Source organism: Kineosporia mesophila (assembly GCF_021129235.1).
In the GTDB taxonomy this organism is placed as follows: Bacteria; Actinomycetota; Actinomycetes; order Actinomycetales; family Kineosporiaceae; genus Kineosporia; species Kineosporia mesophila.
On sequence record NZ_JAJOMA010000020.1, the window covers coordinates 1 to 18,753 of the forward strand.

16 protein-coding genes are annotated in these 18,753 nt (G+C 71.5%); 8 read left to right on the forward strand and 8 right to left on the reverse strand.

Annotation, left to right across the window (positions count from 1 at the left end; translation table 11 throughout):
• The 3 genes from LR393_RS24935 to LR393_RS24945 all read left to right on the forward strand — a co-directional run.
• A partial coding sequence (locus LR393_RS24935; RefSeq protein ID WP_231487137.1) for an MMPL family transporter occupies positions 1-426 on the forward strand: 426 nt, incomplete at its 5' end.
• A 93-nt stretch (positions 427-519) separates the two neighbouring features.
• Positions 520-1,950: a hypothetical protein gene (locus LR393_RS24940; RefSeq protein ID WP_231487138.1), complete on the forward strand. Its 1,431-nt coding sequence runs from the start codon at positions 520-522 to the stop codon at positions 1,948-1,950.
• Between the two features lie 19 nt (positions 1,951-1,969).
• Positions 1,970-2,512 carry a 2'-5' RNA ligase family protein gene (locus LR393_RS24945; protein WP_231487139.1) on the forward strand — a complete coding sequence of 181 codons (543 nt, stop codon included), beginning with the start codon at positions 1,970-1,972 and terminating at the stop codon, positions 2,510-2,512.
• A 97-nt stretch (positions 2,513-2,609) separates the two neighbouring features.
• Here the strand turns inward: LR393_RS24945 and LR393_RS24950 are convergent, their stop codons facing one another.
• Positions 2,610-5,132 (reverse strand): Dyp-type peroxidase, encoded by a 2,523-nt coding sequence (locus LR393_RS24950; RefSeq protein WP_231487140.1) that lies wholly within the window; start codon positions 5,130-5,132, stop codon positions 2,610-2,612.
• A 31-nt stretch (positions 5,133-5,163) separates the two neighbouring features.
• Positions 5,164-5,841, reverse strand: a complete 678-nt coding sequence (locus LR393_RS24955; RefSeq protein ID WP_231487141.1) for a hypothetical protein — start codon at positions 5,839-5,841, stop codon at positions 5,164-5,166.
• 245 nt (positions 5,842-6,086) lie between these two features.
• On the opposite strand from LR393_RS24955, the gene LR393_RS24960 reads away from it, so the two are divergent.
• A complete protein-coding gene (locus LR393_RS24960) occupies positions 6,087-8,852 on the forward strand; it encodes a helix-turn-helix transcriptional regulator (RefSeq protein WP_231487142.1) in 2,766 nt (921 codons plus the stop codon).
• 158 nt (positions 8,853-9,010) lie between these two features.
• Here LR393_RS24960 and LR393_RS24965 read toward each other — a convergent pair whose 3' ends face one another.
• Positions 9,011-9,637 (reverse strand): RNA polymerase sigma factor, encoded by a 627-nt coding sequence (locus LR393_RS24965; protein WP_231487143.1) that lies wholly within the window; start codon positions 9,635-9,637, stop codon positions 9,011-9,013.
• 313 nt (positions 9,638-9,950) lie between these two features.
• Between LR393_RS24965 and LR393_RS24970 the strand changes: the two genes are divergently transcribed.
• The 3 genes from LR393_RS24970 to LR393_RS24980 all read left to right on the forward strand — a co-directional run bounded on the left by LR393_RS24970 (position 9,951) and on the right by LR393_RS24980 (position 13,765).
• Positions 9,951-12,308, forward strand: coding sequence for a hypothetical protein (locus LR393_RS24970; RefSeq protein ID WP_231487144.1), 2,358 nt, complete (start codon positions 9,951-9,953; stop codon positions 12,306-12,308).
• Positions 12,305-12,727, forward strand: coding sequence for a hypothetical protein (locus tag LR393_RS24975; RefSeq protein WP_231487145.1), 423 nt, complete (start codon positions 12,305-12,307; stop codon positions 12,725-12,727). The genes LR393_RS24970 and LR393_RS24975 overlap by 4 nt, the downstream gene beginning before the upstream one ends.
• A 108-nt stretch (positions 12,728-12,835) precedes the next feature.
• Positions 12,836-13,765: a response regulator transcription factor gene (locus LR393_RS24980; RefSeq protein WP_231487146.1), complete on the forward strand. Its 930-nt coding sequence runs from the start codon at positions 12,836-12,838 to the stop codon at positions 13,763-13,765.
• Between the two features lie 130 nt (positions 13,766-13,895).
• Here the strand turns inward: LR393_RS24980 and LR393_RS24985 are convergent, their stop codons facing one another.
• The 5 genes from LR393_RS24985 to LR393_RS25005 all read right to left on the reverse strand — a co-directional run bounded on the left by LR393_RS24985 (position 13,896) and on the right by LR393_RS25005 (position 17,305).
• Complete coding sequence (locus tag LR393_RS24985; RefSeq protein ID WP_231487147.1) at positions 13,896-14,354, reverse strand: hypothetical protein; 459 nt, start codon at positions 14,352-14,354, stop codon at positions 13,896-13,898.
• Complete coding sequence (locus LR393_RS24990) at positions 14,351-15,157, reverse strand: signal peptidase I (protein ID WP_231487148.1); 807 nt, start codon at positions 15,155-15,157, stop codon at positions 14,351-14,353. The genes LR393_RS24985 and LR393_RS24990 overlap by 4 nt, the downstream gene beginning before the upstream one ends.
• 65 nt (positions 15,158-15,222) lie before the next feature.
• Complete coding sequence (locus LR393_RS24995; protein WP_231487149.1) at positions 15,223-15,843, reverse strand: TasA family protein; 621 nt, start codon at positions 15,841-15,843, stop codon at positions 15,223-15,225.
• A gap of 102 nt (positions 15,844-15,945) precedes the next feature.
• Entirely contained in the window at positions 15,946-16,713 is a 768-nt protein-coding gene (locus tag LR393_RS25000; protein ID WP_231487150.1) for a ferredoxin reductase, read from the reverse strand.
• Positions 16,706-17,305: a molybdopterin-dependent oxidoreductase gene (locus LR393_RS25005; protein ID WP_231487151.1), complete on the reverse strand. Its 600-nt coding sequence runs from the start codon at positions 17,303-17,305 to the stop codon at positions 16,706-16,708. Before LR393_RS25005 ends, LR393_RS25000 begins: the two co-directional genes overlap by 8 nt.
• Before the next feature lie 151 nt (positions 17,306-17,456).
• Here LR393_RS25005 and LR393_RS25010 point away from each other — a divergent pair, with 151 nt between their 5' ends.
• Positions 17,457-18,734, forward strand: a complete 1,278-nt coding sequence (locus tag LR393_RS25010) for a glutamate-cysteine ligase family protein (RefSeq protein WP_231487152.1) — start codon at positions 17,457-17,459, stop codon at positions 18,732-18,734.
• Positions 18,735-18,753: the final 19 nt, after the last annotated feature.

The window sequence follows — 18,753 nt, forward strand, 5'->3', positions numbered from 1 at the left end:
CTCACCGGCGTGCTCTTCGGCCTGGCCATGGACTACGAGGTCTTCCTCGTCACCCGCATGCGCGAGGCCTACGTGCACGGCACCCAGGCCCGGCAGGCCGTGATCGAGGGCTTCTCCCACAGCGCCCGCGTGGTGGTGGCGGCCGCGATCATCATGTTCGGCGTGTTCGCGGGCTTCGCCCTCGGCGACGACGTCATGATCAAGACCATCGGCTTCGGTCTGGCCGTGGGCGTCATCGCCGACGCCTTCCTGGTGCGCATGCTCATCGTCCCCGCCGTGATGGCCATCGTGGGCGAGCGCATCTGGTGGCTGCCGAAGTGGCTGGAGCGGGCCCTGCCCGACTTCGACATCGAGGGCGAGGCCCTGACCGAGAAGCTCGGGCAGCCCGCCGGTTCCGCAGATCACCCGGTGCCCGCGGGGCACTGAGCCCGCGATCGGTCACTGGGGCGATCATGCGCATCCCGCCCGGGACGGGCATGATCGCCCCAGACCCCGCCGGATGAACGAGGCCGACACACCATGACCACGAACCACCTGCCGCCCGGCGAGAACCCGCTGGGGCGGTTGAGCCGTTTCGACGGCTCGACCTTCCACACCGTGCCCGAGGGCAGCGTCGACGCGCCGTTCGTGCACGTCTTCGTCCACGGCTGGCAGCCGGGATTTCAGCGCCAGGAACGTCTTCACGCCCTCACCGACGTGCTCCACGCCCTCCCGGCCTGGGACCCGCGCCTCACCGACGCCACCGGCCGCACCCTGATCTCCTACTACCAGGCGCTGCTGGACGCCTTGGTGTCCCGGGGACCGGACCACTGCGTCCTCTGGTATTCCTGGTTGGACGAATCGGCCACGGACACCGACCTTCTGCTGGCTTTCCGGTCCCGTCAGGCGACCCAGATCAACGGCCGGCGGCTGGCCCTGGCGCTGCAACAGGCATCGGGGCGGCCCGATGCCCGGTTGCAACTGATCGGGCACAGTCACGGCAGCGCCGTGGCGGTGCACGCGGCGGTCTCGCTGGGCCGGTCCCCGGAACAGGTCACGCTGCTCGACGCCCCGGAGAGCGCGATGACGCGGATCGGTGGAGCGGCCGACCTGATCGACGCGGTCCTGCCCCGCCTGGCCCCCGGCCGCGACGGTGACGCGCCCTTCGTCGACTCGTACACCAGCGTTTTCGGCCGGCCCTACCACCGCAAACCCGGGCTCTCCGCGGTCGTGGACGTGGCTCTGACCCCGGGCCGCCCGCCGATGCGTGACCCGCGTCGGGCCATCAACTGGGCCCATCTGTATGCCGTTGAATGGTATGCGCTTTCGGTGCTCGAACCGGACCGTGGGGTGGGCTACGGCTGGTCGCCGCTGACCGGTGCCGACCTGTCGGCCCTGTCGTCGTCCTACTTCTCGGCCCTCCCGCGTCGCCCGCTCGACCTGCGCTCGCGGCGCGACCTGCCGCAGACCCCGGGGGCGCGACGGATGGCCGCGCTGCCGATCCAGCACACCCCGGTCGTCGGTGCCGATCTGTACCTGAGCTCGCAGGCCCCGGACGCCGCGCTGATCATCAACAGCGTGCCCGGGGACTTCCTCGTCGAGTTCGACCTCGAGACCGAGGACGACGACAACGTTCAGATCCAGATCGCGGTGGACGCGGTGCCCGCCTTCGTGGCCCAGACCCGTTTCCCGGTGCCGGGGGCCGGCCGGTACGTGATGCTCGCCGACGGCCGGCCCGGCGAACACCTGCTCACCGCCACGATGACCGGTGGCGCATCGGCGGTCTCGATCACCGGGGTCAGCGTGGTCAACTGGCGCGGCGCCGACGGGGGCTTCTCCTTCCAGCGCACCGCCTGGGCGATCTTCTCGGCCGGGGCCGTGACCGGCGGTCTCGCCACCGCGATCACCCTGATCACCGCGAGCTGGACCGTTCGCCGGGTGCTGGCCCGGATGACCCGCCGGACCCGGTGACCTGCTCCAGGATGGACAGGTGACGCAGAGCCTCGAACTCCTCCTCGACCCGCAGCTCGACGCCGCCGTTCGTGAGCAGTGGCAGCGGCTGATCGACGCCGGGCTGCCCAGCCAGGGCCGGCACACCGGTTCCAGCAATGCCCCGCACATCACTCTCGCGGTCGCGAGCAGCCTTCCGAAGCCGATGGAGGACGAGCTTCACGACCTGGTGGGGAGGGTTCCGGTCCGGGTCGGGCTGGGTGGGTTGCAGTGTTTCGGGCGACCGGACGGCCGGCAGATCATCGTGCGCCCGATCGTGGTGAACCAGGACCTCCTGCGGCTCCAGGAAGAGGCGGCCCGGCGCTTCGAGGGGCTGCCCGGCACCGATCGGCACCTGACCCCGGGGCACTGGTCGCCGCACGTCACGCTCGGGCACAAGTTCACGCCGCAGCAGGTGGGCGAGGCGATCGAGGTGCTCGGGCCGGTGAGCGACCTGGAGGGCGAGGCGATGGCCCTGCGCCGCTGGAACTCCGACGCCAAACGCGCCTGGCTCCTGGGCACCCCCAGCAAACCTTCTCCGTGATCATGCAAAACCTCCCCGGCGTTCTAGAACTCTGGCGCTGAGAGTTCTAGAACTCCGGGGAGGTTTTGCATGATCACGGAGGTTTTTTGCGGGGTTTTTAGCCGGCGGCTATGCGGCGGAGGGCTTTGAGGCCAGGCAGGAGGAAGTACTCCCCGCCTCGGCAGGTGACGATCTGGTGGGGTTGCTCGACGAAGGCGGGGCTGGGGCCCTGGACCACGAACTTGCAGCCGTTCGGGGCGGCGCCGGAGATGACGTCGCGGTCGGCGCCCAGGCGGAAGGAGTTGCCGTCGCTCATCCAGTGCGCCTGGACGAACTCGAACTGGCGGTGGATGTCGCCGACCAGGGCGACGAAGAGCAGGCCGCGCTCGTTCTGGTCACCGGTGTCGGAGGGGGCTGGCTCACCGGCCCAGAGATGGGCGGAAACTGGCTTGCCGTAGGGAATTCCGCGGCGCAGCATGCGGTGCCGCAGGGCCAGGGTGCCCTCCAGCTCGGCGCTGCGGCCCTCGATGCGGTCGGGATCGGGATCGGTGGGGCGGGAGTCGCGGGGGTTCGCCCGGCGCACGTGGGCGCCGACCGGGCAGCCGAAGCCCTCGGGGTCGCCGGCCTGGTAGTCGAAGGTGGCCTTGGCCAGGGCCGGGCGGGGGCCGTCGGTGGACAGGGTGATCGGGGTGCCGTCGCGCCAGCGCCCCATGATCTTGGCTGCCGCCAGCTCTTTCGGGTCGGTGCCGGTGGGTACGCGGGTGGCCAGGTTGCCCGCGAGGTCCTCGGTGAGGGCGTCGAAACCGGCCACGTCCTGCTCCAGCTTGCGCCACACCAGGTAGCTGCCGTTCAGGCCGACGCTGGTGGCCAGGTTTGCGCCCGCGGTGTCGCCGTCGATGTCCCGGTAGCCCAGAAGAGCTTCACCGGGCGGCAGTTCGGCGGTGTGGCGGCCGGTGGTGACGCCGTGCACGCGGGGCTGGGACAGGCCGTCGACGAACCCGAAGTGCTCGCGGAACCCGGCGGCGCGGGCGCCGTCCGGGCTGGGCGCATCGGTGATGCGGCCGGCCTCGACCGTGTCGAGCACGATCAGGCCGGAGTCCGCGCCCGGGAGAAGTCCCGGCCGGGAGGCCAGTTCGGCGTCCAGGACCTCGTGGGTGGGGGCGGAGACCATGAGCAGCAGGTGCAGGTCCTGGGCCTGGGTGAACGGGGCCTGCCAGGTGTCGGTGCCGGTGCCGGGGATCAGGCCGGCCTCGCGCGAGGCCATGCCGGCGCTGAACTCGGCCGGGAAACCGGTGAGCTCGGCCGTCGGCAGGCCGAAGGCCCGCAGGCCGGCGTAGCTGAGGGCCACGTGCACGGCGAAGGTCGGTGAGCTGGGCCGCTTCTGGGTCGGGGTGCCGGCGTCGGCGCCCTCCACGTCGCGCTCCAGCCGGTCGACCAGGTGCTCGGCCCAGCCGGCGGTGGGGATCTCGTCGACGATCCGGCCCAGCCAGGCCCGGGCCGGCGCGGAGTCGGTCACCCGCAACATCAGGTGACGCGCCGCGTGGTGACGCGGGTAGCCGGAGGTGACGAGATTCTGGACGTCGGTGAGGTCGGGATCGGTGAGCTGGGCACCGGTGCCCAGCCGCTGGATCGAGCCCCGTTCCGGATCGGCCTGGGCCGGTACGGGCCGCTGCTCGGGGTAGCGCAGGGGCAGGGCGCCGGCCGGTGTGCGCACCCGGTCGGACTTGCGGTGCCCGTAACGGGTGGCGGGCAGGCTGAGGTCGCCCGGGGTGAGGTCGGCCAGGTCGTCGTCGAGGGTGCTGAGCAGGTTCTCGGCGGAGGTCTCGTCCAGGGGCGTCTGCGGACGGCCGGGCCGGTCGCCGGGCCGGTCGGGGGCGGGCTCGGCCGTGGCGGCCTCCCAGGCCTCCCGCAGGCGCGCGGCCAGCTCGGCATCGTTCAGGCCGTCGGTCTCCACCGCCAGCGCGGCCACCCGCCGGCGTACCTCCAGGGCGCCGTGCACGTCTTCCACCGAGGGCTCGGCGTCGCTGGCCGAGAACACGTACCCCGACCGCAGGGCGTGCTCGCCGAGGAACCGGGCGAAGGCCTCGCGGTCGGCCCGGCCCGGGTAGTCGTCGCAGAGCTGCCAGATCTCGTCGGCGCGCTCACCCAGGCCGACGCGCAGGCGTTCGGCGTAGTCGGCCTGGTCGCGCGCGGCGCTGTGGCCCTCGCCGTCGTAGCTGGCGGTGAAGAGCAGGTAGGAGGTCTCCGGCCGGTCCACCTCCTGCGGCCGCCCGCCGTGCGTGACTAGGTCGAGAAGCCGGGCGCCCCGGGCCATCCGGTGGCGGTCGGGGCGGGCCTGCGGGCGGAACTCGTGGCTCGGCATCACGGCCAGGCGGGCGAAGTGGGTGCCCGGCACGTCGAGGAACGGGCTGGACCCGCCGCGGATCCGGGCCAGGTTGCGCTGCAACTGCGCCACCGCGTCGTCGGGCACCCGGGCCAGCACGGTGATCACGCGCTGCCGGGAGCCGCGGGGCGGGTTGATGTACTCGTGCACCAGCCCGGGGGGCAGGCGGCGGACCAGGGCGCCCGGTAGTACCCGGCCCAGGAGACGACGGGGTTTCCGGCCGGTGGGGGAAACCGGGGATGTGGGGGAAGTGGGCATGACTCGGCTCCGTAAAAGCTCGCGAAAAGTTCTACAGGTCGCGCTGGACGTCGGCGAGCAGGCCGCGCCAGGCCCGCACCAGCTGCGCGTCGTCGAGTTCCTGCGGTCGGGGAAGGCGCTCGGTCAGCCCCGCGCGCACCCGCAGGGCGGACGCGATCTCGGTGGCCGTGGCCCCCGGATAGGCGGAGAAGTAATGCGCCAGCCGCCAGTCGTTGCCGCGGATGTAATCGGTGAACGGCCGGGGCGGCATCGGCCCGGGGAAGCCGAATGCCGAGCCCCAGAGCAGAACCATCTTCTGCGGGGTGGCCCGGGAGAAGGCGTCGATGTAGTCCAGCCACGAGCCGTTGAAATTGCTCACGAACATCAGATAGCTGTACCGGCGCTTACGCGATTCGCCCGGGAAGCGGTCGACCATCACCCAGTACGCGACGTGGATGAACGAGAGCCGGCGCAGGGTGCTGTCGGGGCCCGACCACGACTTCAGCCGCAGTACGGCGCGCACCACCGGGGACCAGAGGCGGGGGAGCGGGGTGAAGGTGGTCAGGCCGGTGGCCCGGCCGGATCGGTTGGCGGCGATGATGTCGAGTTCTCCGGGATCGGTGGGATCCGGATGGTCTTCGAGCGTCCCTGCCCCGTGACCGAGCCCGGCACTCAGGCGCTGGAGCCTGCCGACCGGTGCCACCGGGTCGCCGTCCTGTTGCGACCACATATGGCCCCCTCCTTGGGAATGAATTCCGGATTGCTCTCGTCCTGACGGGCCGATCACCGTAGAGTGTTCGTGTCATTACCGAACGCAATACCGGTGGTGGAAGAAAGGCCCGACCCCCCGACGCTAGGGGGCGGCCGGACGGCCCGCTTCGGGGTTGGACCCTGGGGTATTCACATCACACGATGGGGCGTACCAAGGGCTCAGAACGTGCTAAACCAGTTTGAATCCTCACATAGACTCGGCGAATGGTATTCGGGCGGATCACCGAACGAGTGGTGATCGACGAACTGCTCAGCGGCGTGCGAGAAGGCCGCGGGGCGGCTCTCGTGATCCATGGCGAGGCCGGCATCGGCAAGAGCACCCTTCTGGGGTACGCGCACGAGCAGGCCAAGGGCATGCGGGTGCTGTCGGTGCGCGGCTTCGAATCCGAGTCCGAAATCCCCTTCGCCGGCCTGGCCGACCTGATCCGCCCGGTGCTGCCGCTGCTCGACCAGCTCCCGCCGCCGCAGGCCGCGGCCCTGCAGAGCGCCCTCTCCCTCGGCCCCCCGGTGGCCGGTGACCGGTTCTCCGTCTGCGCCGCCACGGTCGGGGTGCTGGCCGCCGCGGCCGCCGACACGCCCCTGCTGGTGGTGATCGACGACCTGCAGTGGCTCGACGTCTCCTCCCGCGAGGCCGTGCTGTTCGCCGGGCGCCGCCTGGCCAACGACGGCGTCGGCCTGCTCGTGGCCCTGCGCACCGAGCCCGATCGCGCACCCCACGAGCGCGCTCTGGACCGGCAGTACGCGGGCCTTGCGCAGATGGCCGTGTCGGGCCTGGGCCAGTCCGACGCTCGCGACCTCTGCCAGTTGCTGCGCCCCTCCGCCTCGCCCGAGGAGATCGAGCAGATCTACTCGGACACGGCCGGGAACCCCCTGGGTATCCAGGAACTCTGCGGAGCGCTGGGCCGCCCCGTCGCCGGGGGTCCTACGGTGCCCGCCCAGTCGTCCCGTCTCACCCAGACGCTGGCCGCCCGGCTGAGCCAGATGCCCGGGCGCACCCGCCAGGCCCTGCTGCTGGTGGCGGCCGCCGGCGGTGGGCGCACCGACGTGGTGCGCCGGGCCGCCGGGGTGATCGGGCTGGAACTGGCCGACTTCGCCCCGGCCGAAGACTCCGGGCTGCTGCTCGCGGACGACGAGCAGGTCGACTTCCGCCACCCCCTGATGCGGTCGGTGCTGAACTCCGCCTCCACCCTGCACGAGCGCACCGCCGCGCACTCGGCGCTGGCCCAGGCGCTGGCCCAGGTGCCCGGCGAGACCGCTGCCGACGCCCGCGCCTGGCACCTGGCCCAGGCCGCGCTGCCGCCGGACGACCAGGTCAGTGCGCTGCTCGCCGAGGCCGGCACCCGGGCCCGTTTCCGCGGCGGAAACCGGGAAGCGGCGAAGGCTTTCGAGCAGGCGGCACGATTCGGCACGGCGGCCGCGCGGCCCGCCCTGCTGCTGCGCGCGGCGCGCTGCTGGCAGCTGGCGGGGCGCACCGGGAAGATGATCCCGCTGCTCGACGAGGCCCTGGAACTCACCACCGACCCGAAGCTGCGGGCCCTGATCCGGCACATGCGCGGTTACGTGCGGATGTGGCGGGCACTTCCGCGGGACGGCCTGGCCGAGATGATCGAGGGCGCCAACGAGGCCGAGAAGGTCGACGCGGCCCGCGCCTCGCTGATGTACGCCGACGCCGCGATCGCCCACTTCATGCTCGGCGAGCCGGTCGAGCTGCTGGCCGCCACCAAGCGCGCGTTCGAGCTGAGCGAGGGCACCGAGGGCGTGGCCCAGCTGGTCGCGGCCGTGGCCTACAGCGGCTCACTGGTCATCAACGGGCACCGCGCGGAGGGCCAGTCGCTGCTGTCCCAGGTGGTGCCGCTGCTGCTGGAGGTTCCGCCCCTGCCCCGGGCGCAGGAGTTCGCCCACGCCGCGTTCATCGCGATGTGGCTGGAGGACTACCCCCTGGCCGAGCAGCTGCTCGACGCGATCATCACCGAGGCCCGGGCCAACGGCGCGCTCGGCGTGCTGCCCCAGGCCCTCTCGATCGCCTCCGAGCTGGCCTTCCGGCAGGGCCGCTGGCGTCAGGCCCAGGCCTACGCCGACGGGAGCGTCGAGCTGGCCAAGGAGACCCGGCAGGCCAACGTCTACGGCCTCTACTTCGTGGCCCGCAACCACGCCGTGCACGGCCGGGCCAAGGCCGCGCACTCGATGATCGACCTGACCAACGACGTGCTGGGCCGCTACGAGGCCACCGGGCTGCTGTTCCAGACCACCCACGTGCTGGGCCTGCTGGCGCTCGGCGACGGCGAGCTGGACGAGGCCGTCGCCCGCCTGGAGGAGACCGGCCGCCTGCCCGTCGCCGTGCACACGAAAGACCAGAGCATCGTGCCCTGGGCCTTCGACCTGGTCGAGGCCTACGCCCGGGCCGGCCGCACCTCCCAGGCGCAGGCCCTGCTCGACGAGATCGCCGTGGACGAGGCCCCGCCCGGCTGCCGTTCCGACCTGCTGATCGCCCGCACCTGGCGCTGCCGGGGGCTCCTGGCCACCGGGAAGGTGCCGGTGGCCGAGGCCTTCGAGCTGGCCCTGGCCGCGCACGACCAGCTGCCGATGCCCTTCGAGCGCGCCCGCACCCTGCTCTACTTCGGCGAGCGCCTGCGCCGCGGCCGCCAGCGCGCCGAGGCCCGTACCCACCTGCGTCAGGCCCTGGAGATCTTCGAGCAGCTCGACGCCCCGAGCTGGGCCGGCCGGGCCCGCAACGAGCTCAAGGCCACCGGCGAGACCCTGGCCCGCGGTACCGGTATCGCGGCCGAACTCACCCCGCAGGAGCTACAGGTCGCGCTCGTCGTGGCCCGCGGCACCAGTAACTCCGAGGCCGCCGCGGCGCTGTTCCTCAGTCAGAAGACGATCGAGTACCACCTGAGCAACGTCTACCGGAAGACCGGGCTGCGCTCGCGGTCCGAACTCATCGCCCAGTTCGCCGACGCACCCGGGTGACCCGAGTGCGTCCGGGGTGACCCGCGTCCTCAAGCAGTAAAAGCACAAGCAGCAAAATGAGGGACGCCGACGGGCCCCTGATCCCGTCGACGTCCCTCTCCCCCTGCTCGCGCGGGGTCACACCCTCCACGGTGCCCCGCGCGCCCCCACCGAACGTTTCAGCGCCAGGCCTGGGCATCCAGGCCGGACTCCTCGAGGCGCTTGCGCAGCCGGGTGAGGTAACGACCCCGGGTCGGGCCGATGCTGCCGATGGCCATCCCGGTCTCCTTCGAGATCTCCGCGTAGGCCGGGCGGTCCGAGCCGGTCACCGCGCGCAGCAGGTGGGCGCCGCGGGTGGGCAGCTCGTCGACGAAGTCCCAGAGCACCTGGGTCATCGCGTCGTCCGTGACCTGCTTCTCCGGGGTCGGGTTGGACTCGTCCGGCACTGCGGCGAAGAACTCGTCCGAGGTGCCGACCTCGCGACCCCGACGGCGGATCAGGCGCAGGCACTCGCGCTTGGCGGTGGTGGTGAGCCAGGCCCCGACCCGCTCCGGGTCGTTCAGCCGGTTCAGGTTCTCGACCAGGCGCAGCCAGGTCATCTGCACCGCGTCACCGGCGTCGGCCTCACTGAGCCGGAAGCCGCGCACCGCCGCCCAGACCTGGCGCTGGTGGCGCTCCACGAGTTCCTCGTAGGCCCGCCGGTCACCGCGACGGGCAGCCAGAACCAGGTCCGAGACGGTGCGTTCGGCGCCGGCCGCGTACAGCTGCCTGCGGTCGGTCTCTTCGATCACGTCGAGAACGGTCATGGCTCTGGCCTCCGGGAAGTTCGTGGAAGTACACCGAAAACGCTAGAGACCAACGGCCCGGGGCGGATCAGGGTCCGACCCCAGGGTGATGCGCCGACCCCAGGGGGTCACCCCAGGGAGCCGATCATGATCCGGCGGATCTTCCAGGGTCACCTCCGGGGTCACGGACCGGTTCCCGGGGGGAGGGTGCTACTGCGGGCACTCACAGTGACGCAATGGCCACGGCCCCTGCCGATACGCCAGAATCGTCCTTCCGTCGCGTGACGTCGGCGGTCATCTGGTGGTCGGTTCGGATTAGGAGCGTCATCGCGCCATGGGCACCATGCGCCGTCCTCCCGGGGTACTCGCCGGGGCACCGGTCTCCCCGGTCACTTCTGACGTGCGTCCTTCGCGCCCCTCCAGAACGCCGTCCAGAACCCCGCGGGCGAACCGCCCGCAGACCGCGGCCCGGAAGAAACCCCGAGGCAGAATCGGTATCGCCCGGGCTCTGGCCGGCTGGGCGGCCCTGCCCGTCCTGATCGCCGCGGCTCTCCTGCCGGGGGTGAGACCGGGCTCCCTGGCCCTGCTGGGGGCCGCCTACGTGGTGCTGGTGTGGTTCGTCGCGGCCCGTACCAAGACCACCTCGTGGTCGTACGTGGTGCTCCTGCTGCTGGCCTCCGTGCCCTGGGCCGCGCTCGTCGGCCTGGCCGCCTGGGGTCTGGAGGAGACCCTGGGGTCGTCACTGCCCGTGGTGGCCCACGCATCGGTGATGTCCGCGGTCGCCCAGCAGTCGCTGCTGCTCGTGCCGCTGCTCCTGCTCGTCCTGCTGGCCCCCACCCGGGCCCGGCGGTTCTCGATGGCCGACTGGCTGCTCACCGGGGTCGTGATCGGCGCCGGGTTCGAGCTCACCTACGCGCTGCTGGGGCCGCGGACCGCGCCCGGCTTCTCGTTCAGCCTGTTCGCCGGCAGCCTGCCCGGTCTTCCCGGGCAGCCGGTGCTCACCGGGCTGGGGGGTGGAGCGCTGGGCTTCGCCGTGGCGGCCCGCCGTCACGCCAACAAGGCCTCGCTCTCGCTGCCCGGCCGGCTGCTCTGGCTGGGCCTGACCGCGCTGCTGCCCCTGCTGGTCTGGTGGCTGGCGGTCAGTGCGCAGACCGTGGCCGTCCTGGGGGGCGACACCACCTCGGTGCCGCCGGAACTCGTGGCCGGCTGGCGGGCCGGTCTCGAGGGAGCGGCCCTGGGCTGGCTCCTGGTCGCGCTGATGGTGCTCGCCCTCCTGGTCGACGCGGGCCGCCTGCGCAACGCCGCCGAACTGGAACCCGACCCCGTTCCTCATCCCTTCCACCCGGTGCAGGCCGCCGATGCCTGGGCCGGGCGGGCCACCCGCTGGGCCGGGACCAGCGAGACCCGCACGGTCACGGGCCTGGTCTGGCTGGTCGCCACCGCCTGCTCGGTCGTCGCCTTCGCCGGGCGCGACCTGGGCGTGGTGTTCGCCGCCGTGCGCCGCAGCGGCCGGGGCTCCGGTGCCGCCCGCTGGACGGCCATCAGCCGCGGCCGGGCCGCCGGGGTGATGGTGCGCTGGGTGCGGGCCGAGGCGATCGGGCTGGCCGCCGACCCCGCCACCCGCAGCGCGCTGCGGCGGAACCGGTTCTCCGCCATCGCCGGCCTGCTCGTGCTGGGTGCCACCGTGGCGCTGCTCGGGCCGTACTGGGCCGGGCAACTGGACGACCGGCTCCTGACCGGGCTGACCGGTGAGCTGCCGGGGGCCGCCTGGCCCGCCGACGCCCTGGGCCGGCCCGGTCCCGAAGGCTTCACCGGCACGTTCTGGATCGTGCTGCTGGTCGCCGTCGTGGCGCTGCTGGCCGGGGCCGCCGACTGGTCGGCCCTGGGCTACCGCAACACCTTCCTGAGCCGCCGCCCGGTACCTCAGGGGCGGGCTTCCATCGGTGAATACCTGCGCGGCACCGGGTTCTCCGGGGCCATCGTCGATCTGGCCTGTCTGCTCGCCGGCACCCTGCCCAGCCGCGCCGAGACCCACCCCTCCGGCAGTGCCATCCGCGCGGCGATCGGTGACTTCCGGGCCGACCCGCGATCGTTCATCGAGCGGCGCCGCCGTCAGATCCGGGCCGGGAAGGTTCAGATCGACGACGAGGACGACGAGCCCGACGTGCTCCCCGCGGTGCGCCGGCGTCAGCCGGGCGAGGAACTGCCGGCGCTGAAACTGGCTGATGGCCGCCTGCTCTCACCGCTCAGCCCGGACGCCGAACGGGAGTTCACGGCCCATCTGAACGGTCTCGACCGCTACGAGCCGGAACCCGAGGGCGACGGGGCGCAGTGGCGGGTGCGGCAGTGCGGCCGGTACGAGTTCCGGGTGTCGGGGCGGCCGGAGATCTGGTCGTCCGGCACCACCGAGCGCTCGCTGCGGTACGGGTTGTGCGTGTTCGGCCTCTGGTACTCGGGCGGCTCGTCGTGGCAGGTGTCCGCCGGCCTGCCGCCGGCGCTGCCCGACATGGTGCGGCACCGCGCCGATCTCGAACTCGACCGCCGGCTGATCGAATTCACCACGGTCGTCAACTATCCGGGCAACCCGTTCCGCGCGGTCGAGGTCGTGGTCAGCGACCAGCGGGTGGCCGAGTCGGTGCAGGCGCGGATGGACCGGCTGGCCATTCCCGGGATCGTGGTGGTGGCGCAGTGATCGAGGCGATGCTCACGCCCAACGGCGGCCGGTTCCGGTTCGACCCGGCGCTGCTGGCCGACCTGGCTCCGCACGTCTGGCCCGACGCCGTGCAGGTGCGGGCCCAGGGGCAGGTGGCCGACATCCTCGGGTCGTACCTGCACCTGCCCGGGCTGCACCAGCCCGGCAGCGCTCGCGGGGTGGTGCTCGGCCTGCACCGCAGCGGTGAGGCGATCGGTATCAGCTCGGGCACCGCGCAGAACGCGGCCGACGTGATCGCCTGGATCTGCGCGGTCAGCCGGGTGCCGCAGCCGCACGAGGCCGGTCATGTGCTGCTGATCGACTGGATGCCCGACCCGCTGCCGCTGTCCCCGTCCACCACGGCCGAGGAATTACTGAGATTCCGGGCGATGCTGCGTAGTTCGTTCTTCAACGGCTAGGGCTCCCGTGTGCGGAGGGTGACCGGGCCGGGGCCGTTCGGGCTGGACCCGCCCGGTCACCTACACCCGGACCCGAACCGGGGCGAAGGTCAGCGCATGGTCGAGGGGGTGAGAACTGCCGTCATCGTGGACGACGACCCGGAGATCCGGATGATTCTGCGCGCTGCGCTGGAGTCGACCGGGTTCACGGTCTTCGAGGCGACGACGGGGCACGAGGCAGTGGTTCGCGTCCGGGAGCACAATCCCGACCTGGTCACCCTCGACCTGGTCCTGCCCGGGTTCGACGGCGTCGAGGTCTGCCGCCGGATCCGTGAGCAGACCGACGCCTACATCATCATGATCACGGCCAGCTCGGACGAGGCCGACCGGCTGGTCGGGCTCGCCACCGGCGCGGACGACTACGTGACCAAGCCGTTCAGTCCGCGTGAGGTGCAGGCCCGGGTCGCCGCGATGTTCCGCCGCCCGCGCCGGGTGGCCCGCGCCGAGCCCCGGAACTCCGACGAGGAGCCGGTGTTCGGCCGGCGCAGCTACCTCGACGCGGTCCCCCGGCACAGCGTTCCCACCCAGCGCCCCTTCTCGGAGGGCCGGCACGCCTACGCGGTGCCGGGCGGCGAGACCGTGCCCGACGTCCCACCCTGGGGCCCCTCCCTGCTCTCCGGTACCTCCGGGGTCGTCGAGGAGGACCACGGCCTGCTGCGGCACGGGCACCTGGCCATCGATGTCGAGGGACGCACCGCGACCTACGCCGGCACCGAACTCCCGCTCACGAAGATCGAGTTCGACCTGCTGGCCACGATGACCGGCAACCCGCGCCGGGTCTGGCGCCGCGAGACCCTGCTCAACATCGTCTGGGGCGGGCAGTGGTCGGACCATCACGTGGTCGAGGTCCACATCGGCAACCTGCGCCGCAAGCTCGCCGACGTGGCGGGAGCGGGCCTGCCCATCATCAAGACCGTGCGCGGCATCGGCTACCGGATGGCCCCGGTCGACCCGGCCCAGTCCTCCGGCCACCACGCGGGCCTGCCCACCACCTACTAGGGCGATCTGAAAGTCGTGGCCGGCCGGGCCACTCCTCCGGTTTCGTGATCATGCGAACCTTCCCGGCCGAAGGCTGGAGGATCGCGCACGGGAAGGTGGCCGGCTTCGGCCGCTGAGGCCTTCGTGGCCGTCAGACCGAGAGGAACGGGCAGTTCGCCGAACTCGTCGTCACGGCGGAGCTCGTCCAGCTCCTGAACGAGGACTGCACCCGGAACGCGTAGCTGCTGGTGGTGGAAACGCCGTTCCTGTTCACGTTCACCGTCACCGAGGTCGCTGAGGACGACACGTTGACCGCGGTCTGGGCAGTGCTGTTGAGCACGGGGGTCACGACGTATCCGGTGGCGTAGGCGGAGGTGGTAGCCGTCCAGCTGACCGTCATGGTGGCCTGCACGAGGACCGTCGTGCCACAGGTGGTGGTCAGCTGAGGGCTGCTCGGGGCGGCCAGAATGCCGGTGGTCCACGTACTGCTTGCGGTCGCGCCCACCTGGAACGCCGCCCGGGCCTGGATCGGCGCGAGCAGCACGAAGACGATCGCGGCCAGGGCGATCAGGATCGGCTGGCGGCGCAGACCACTCAGCGGGGAGGTCATCTGACGTAATCCTTCGCGAAAGGGCTCTGGTGGTATTGGACGTCGTGCGGGTCGGGCTGCTTGTTCTTTCGCCGCCGCGGTTTCCAGATGATCGTCAGGGCCATGGCTGCGCCGACGACGGGTGCCACGTACACGGCGACCCGGGAGACCTTCGGCTGCCGGAAGAAGCGGATGCCCTCACCGACCTTCGGGATCACCGTGTCGACGCGCCACATCGTTCCGTTCGTGAAATTCGCCGTCCAGGGGTCGTTCGAGGAGTTCGCGTCGCCCTTGGTCCGGACCGTGACGCTGCTGTCGGGTTCGGTGGTGACCGAGACGATGCGGTGGCTGACGATGCGGTGGTCGTCGACCGGAATCTGGTAGGTGATGATGTCGCCGGGCTTCAGGTCGTAGATCGAGGTACGGGTGTCCACGGCCACGTCGCCCGGGTTGATCGTGGGCACCATGCTGCCGGTCAGCATGGTCATGGTCTGGTACGGGAACAGATGGGGACCGATGGCGAGGAACAGGAAAAGGGCGAAAGCTATTGTGCTGAAAATGTTTCCGATTTGGTAGGAGAAGACGCCGAGAATCCTGCGGAAGTGCGCGGCCGGACCGGTGGGTACCAGGGTGAGGGGCGGTGTGACGGATCGGGCGGGCGTCGTCCGCGGGCCCGACCCCGAACCCGAACCCGACCCCGAACCCGAACCCAGTCCCAACTCGGACGCCCGGCCCGTTCCCTGCACGATCTCGTCGAAGGAGACCGAGTCGGGTGAAACCGGACCGGGGAGATCGCGGGCCGGCGCGGTGGCGACCACGACCATGTCCTCGACCTCCCCGGGCGGGTAGAACTGTCAATCCTTACGGTCGGCCGGTAGGCGGGTGGAACTTACTTGTTCGTGGCGGTCCGCTGGGTGCCGAGGAAGGTGAATCCGACGGTGCTGCTCTGGTTCTGAAGCGTGTTGTCCGCCGTGGCGGGCAGAGTCAGCGTGACGCGCATATGGTCGACGGCGCCTGCGGTCAGCGTGTTGAGGTTGCTCAGGGCGAGGGCCGAGCCGATCACCGGGGTGCTGGCGAGCACCGCCGTGGTGGTGCCGCCGCACGTGTAGGTGTACGCCGGGGCGGTACCGGCCTCGGTCCAGGCGGTGGAGCAATCGTCGATCTTCAGCTGAAGACCCATCGCGGCGCTGGTGTCGAGCAGGCTGCTGGACGTGGCGGCGGTGGTCAGAGCCACACCGGCCAGGTTCTGGGTGCCGGTGTTGGTGAGGTCCACGGCACGCTGCATCGTGTCGCCCGGCACCAGGCCGGTAGCGCCCAGGGTCAGCCGGTTCGCGGCCGCGCCGGCGGTGCCGAGGGCGATGGTGACCGTGCCGGTGGCGACCGTCGTGCTGGCCGAGGTCGAGCTGGTGAAGGTACCGAAAGTTCCCAGACCGGCCACCGATGCCGCCGAGCCGAGGACGGCGACGGAAGCAACAACCTTGCCGGTCATCGTGGTCAGTCCGAGCTTCATGGGCCGTGCTCTCCTTGCTGGGCAGTGGTGGGTACCCCTAAGGAGTCGGCGGGGCGGTTCTGTTCAGAACCACCCCGCTCGCAAGGTTTCCGCAAGGAATCCTCAGCCCGGCCCGAACCTCTCGATCCGGACGTCCGCGGCGGGCAGGCCCAGGGTCACCAGCAGCTGGGAGGCGTGCTCGGTGAAACCCGCGGAACCGCACACATAGGCCGTGGCTCCAGGCACGGCTGCCAGCAGAGGCTCCATGTCGGCCGCGGTCAGGCGGCCCACCGGGCGCCCGTCGCCGTCCGGCGCCCGCCGGGTGTGGATCACCGTGGTCTCCGGGCCGTACTCGCCCCGGTAGTACAGATCCTCGGGCCGGCGCACCGACACCAGCAGGCGCAGGGGCACCGGCTCGCCCTGGGTGTGCCAGTAGCGCCGCATGGCCATCAGCGGCGCCACGCCGGAGCCACCGCCGAGCAGCAGCACCGGGGTGTCTCCGCGCCAGACGAACCAGCCGCCGAACGGCCCCCGGACCTCCACCTCGTCGCCGACCCCGATCTCTTCGTGCAGGTACGGGGAGACCTCGCCGTCGTCGATGCGCTCGACGCTGAGCTCCACCTCGGAGCCGTCCCCGGGGGCGGAGGCGATGCTGTAGGAACGCTGCGCGGTGGAACCGTCGGGAGCGGTGAGCCGCACGTCGTAGTGCTGACCGGGAAGGTGCCGGTCAACGTTCTCGCCCCGGATCGCGAGCCGGAAGGTCTTGGCCCGGGCGGTCTCGTCGCGGACCTGGGTCACGACCGCCGGGAGCCAGAGGCGCCGGGCCCCGGAGGGCGGGACCCGCCGCGTGACCGGCCCCAGGGTGGGGAGAGCGGGAAGGCCGTCAGTCACCGGAGTACCGCTGTTCCAGCCACGGGTCGCCGAGCTCGTGGTAGCCGCGCTGCTCCCAGAACCCGGGCTCGTCGTGGTCGAGCAGCCGCAGGCCACCGATCCACTTGGCGCTCTTCCAGAAGTACAGGTTCGGCACCAGCAGCCGGGCCGGACCGCCGTGCTCGTGGGGGAGGGGCTTGCCCTCGTGCTGCCAGACCACCCAGGCCCGGCCGCCGGTGATCTCGGCCAGCGGCAGGTTGGTGGTGTAGCCGGTGTGGCTCCAGGCCACCACGTGCGTGGCCTCCGGCAGCACCCCGGCCTCGGCCAGGAAAGTGTCCACACTGACGCCGGAGAACCCGGTGCCCAGTTTCGACCAGCTGGTGACGCAGTGGATGTCGCCGGACCAGGTCGAGCTCTCCAGCCGGTGTGCGGCCGGCCAGTCCCAGGTCTTCGCCTGCTGCACCAGCCCGTCGACGCGGAAGCTCCAGTTGTCGGCGGTGAGCTTGGGGCTGACCTCCGCCGTCAGCACCGGCCAGCTACTGCCGGTGTCGTACTGGCCGGGGGGCAGCCGGGGGTCGGGCAATTGCCCGCGGCCGAAGCCGGTACGCGCCATGTCGCTTCCTCTCGCTATTTCTTGGGGTGTGGCAAATTTAATCGAACACTTCAGCATCGTTGCAGGTGACGGCATTCCCGGCTACGTCTACCGAACTTGATCCGAAGTTTCGGGTAGCGCTATCCGTAACCGGATGCGCACTATGGTCGGCGTGTCGATCGAAGACCTCGCCCAGGCAGCTGGTCCGGCGGCAGGGACGGTGAGTGACCCCTTGGACGGTCAGCCACTCACCGAGTCCGATGCCGAAGGCTGGATCCCCCGAACCTGTTTCAAGTGTGGCCCACCGCGCACGGTGGGTATCGAGCTGGAATACCTGATTCACCGGGACGTGAACCCGCCGGAGCATCTGGCGCCGGACAAACTGAAACTGCTTCACGACGACATCCAGACCCAGGCGCTGCGATCCGGATTCACGGTCGAGCCCGGTGGGCAGGTAGAGCTCAGCTCCCTCCCGGCCGATGATCTTCCCGGTGCGATCGCCGACCTGACAGCAGATCTCGAGAAGCTGACCGCCGTCGCGAGTCGCCACGGGGCCCGGCTGACCGGAACCGGAATCGACTCCCTCCCGCTGCCCGGCCGGTACCTGCAGGAACCCCGGTATGCCGCGATGGAGGAGTATTTCGACCGCACCGGCTCGGCCGGGCGGGTGATGATGCGCGCCAGCGCCTCGGTCCAGGTCAACATCGAGGCCGCGCGCATCGGTGCCGGACCCGGTGAGTTCGAGCGGCGCTGGGAACTCCTGCACGCGATCGGCCCCGCCACGGCCGCCGCGTTCGGCCGCCCCACCCGGCACCCCGTCGCCGATCCCCGCCTGAAGGGCTATCGCCTTCTGCGTCAGGGCATCTGGCGGCGCCTCGACCCGGCGCGCTGCCACGCCCCCGTCCCGACCTCCGGTGAAACGCTTCAGGACGCCTACACCCGCTGGGTTCTCGACGCCCCCGTGCTCGCGGTGCGGCGAAACGGACGACCCTGGACGGCGCCCCGCGACCTGACCTTCCGCCAGTGGCTGCGTGAGGGTGCCCGGGCCGTGCCGGACGCCGGCCCGCCCACGCTCGAGGACCTGAAGTTCCACATGACCACGCTGTTCCCGCCGGTGCGGGCGCGAGGGTTCTACGAGGTGCGCTACCTGGACGAGCAGCCCGGCCCCTGGTGGCGGGTGGCCGCCGCCACGGTCGCCGCGCTGATGCAGGACGACTCGGCCGGCGACGCCGCGCTGGAGGCCTGCGAGCCGGTGCGCGACGCCTGGGAGCTCGCCGCCCGCGAGGGCCTGGAGAACGACCGGGTGCGCGAGGCGGCCCGGAAGGTGCTCGAGTACGCCGCGCAGGCCCTGGACCGTGACGGGCTGGGCGAACTGGCGCAGCAGACCTCCGAGTACCTCGACCGCGTGGCCCTGACCGAACCGGGCGAAGTGGAGGAGCGACCGTGGTGACGAGCAACCAGCCCCCCGC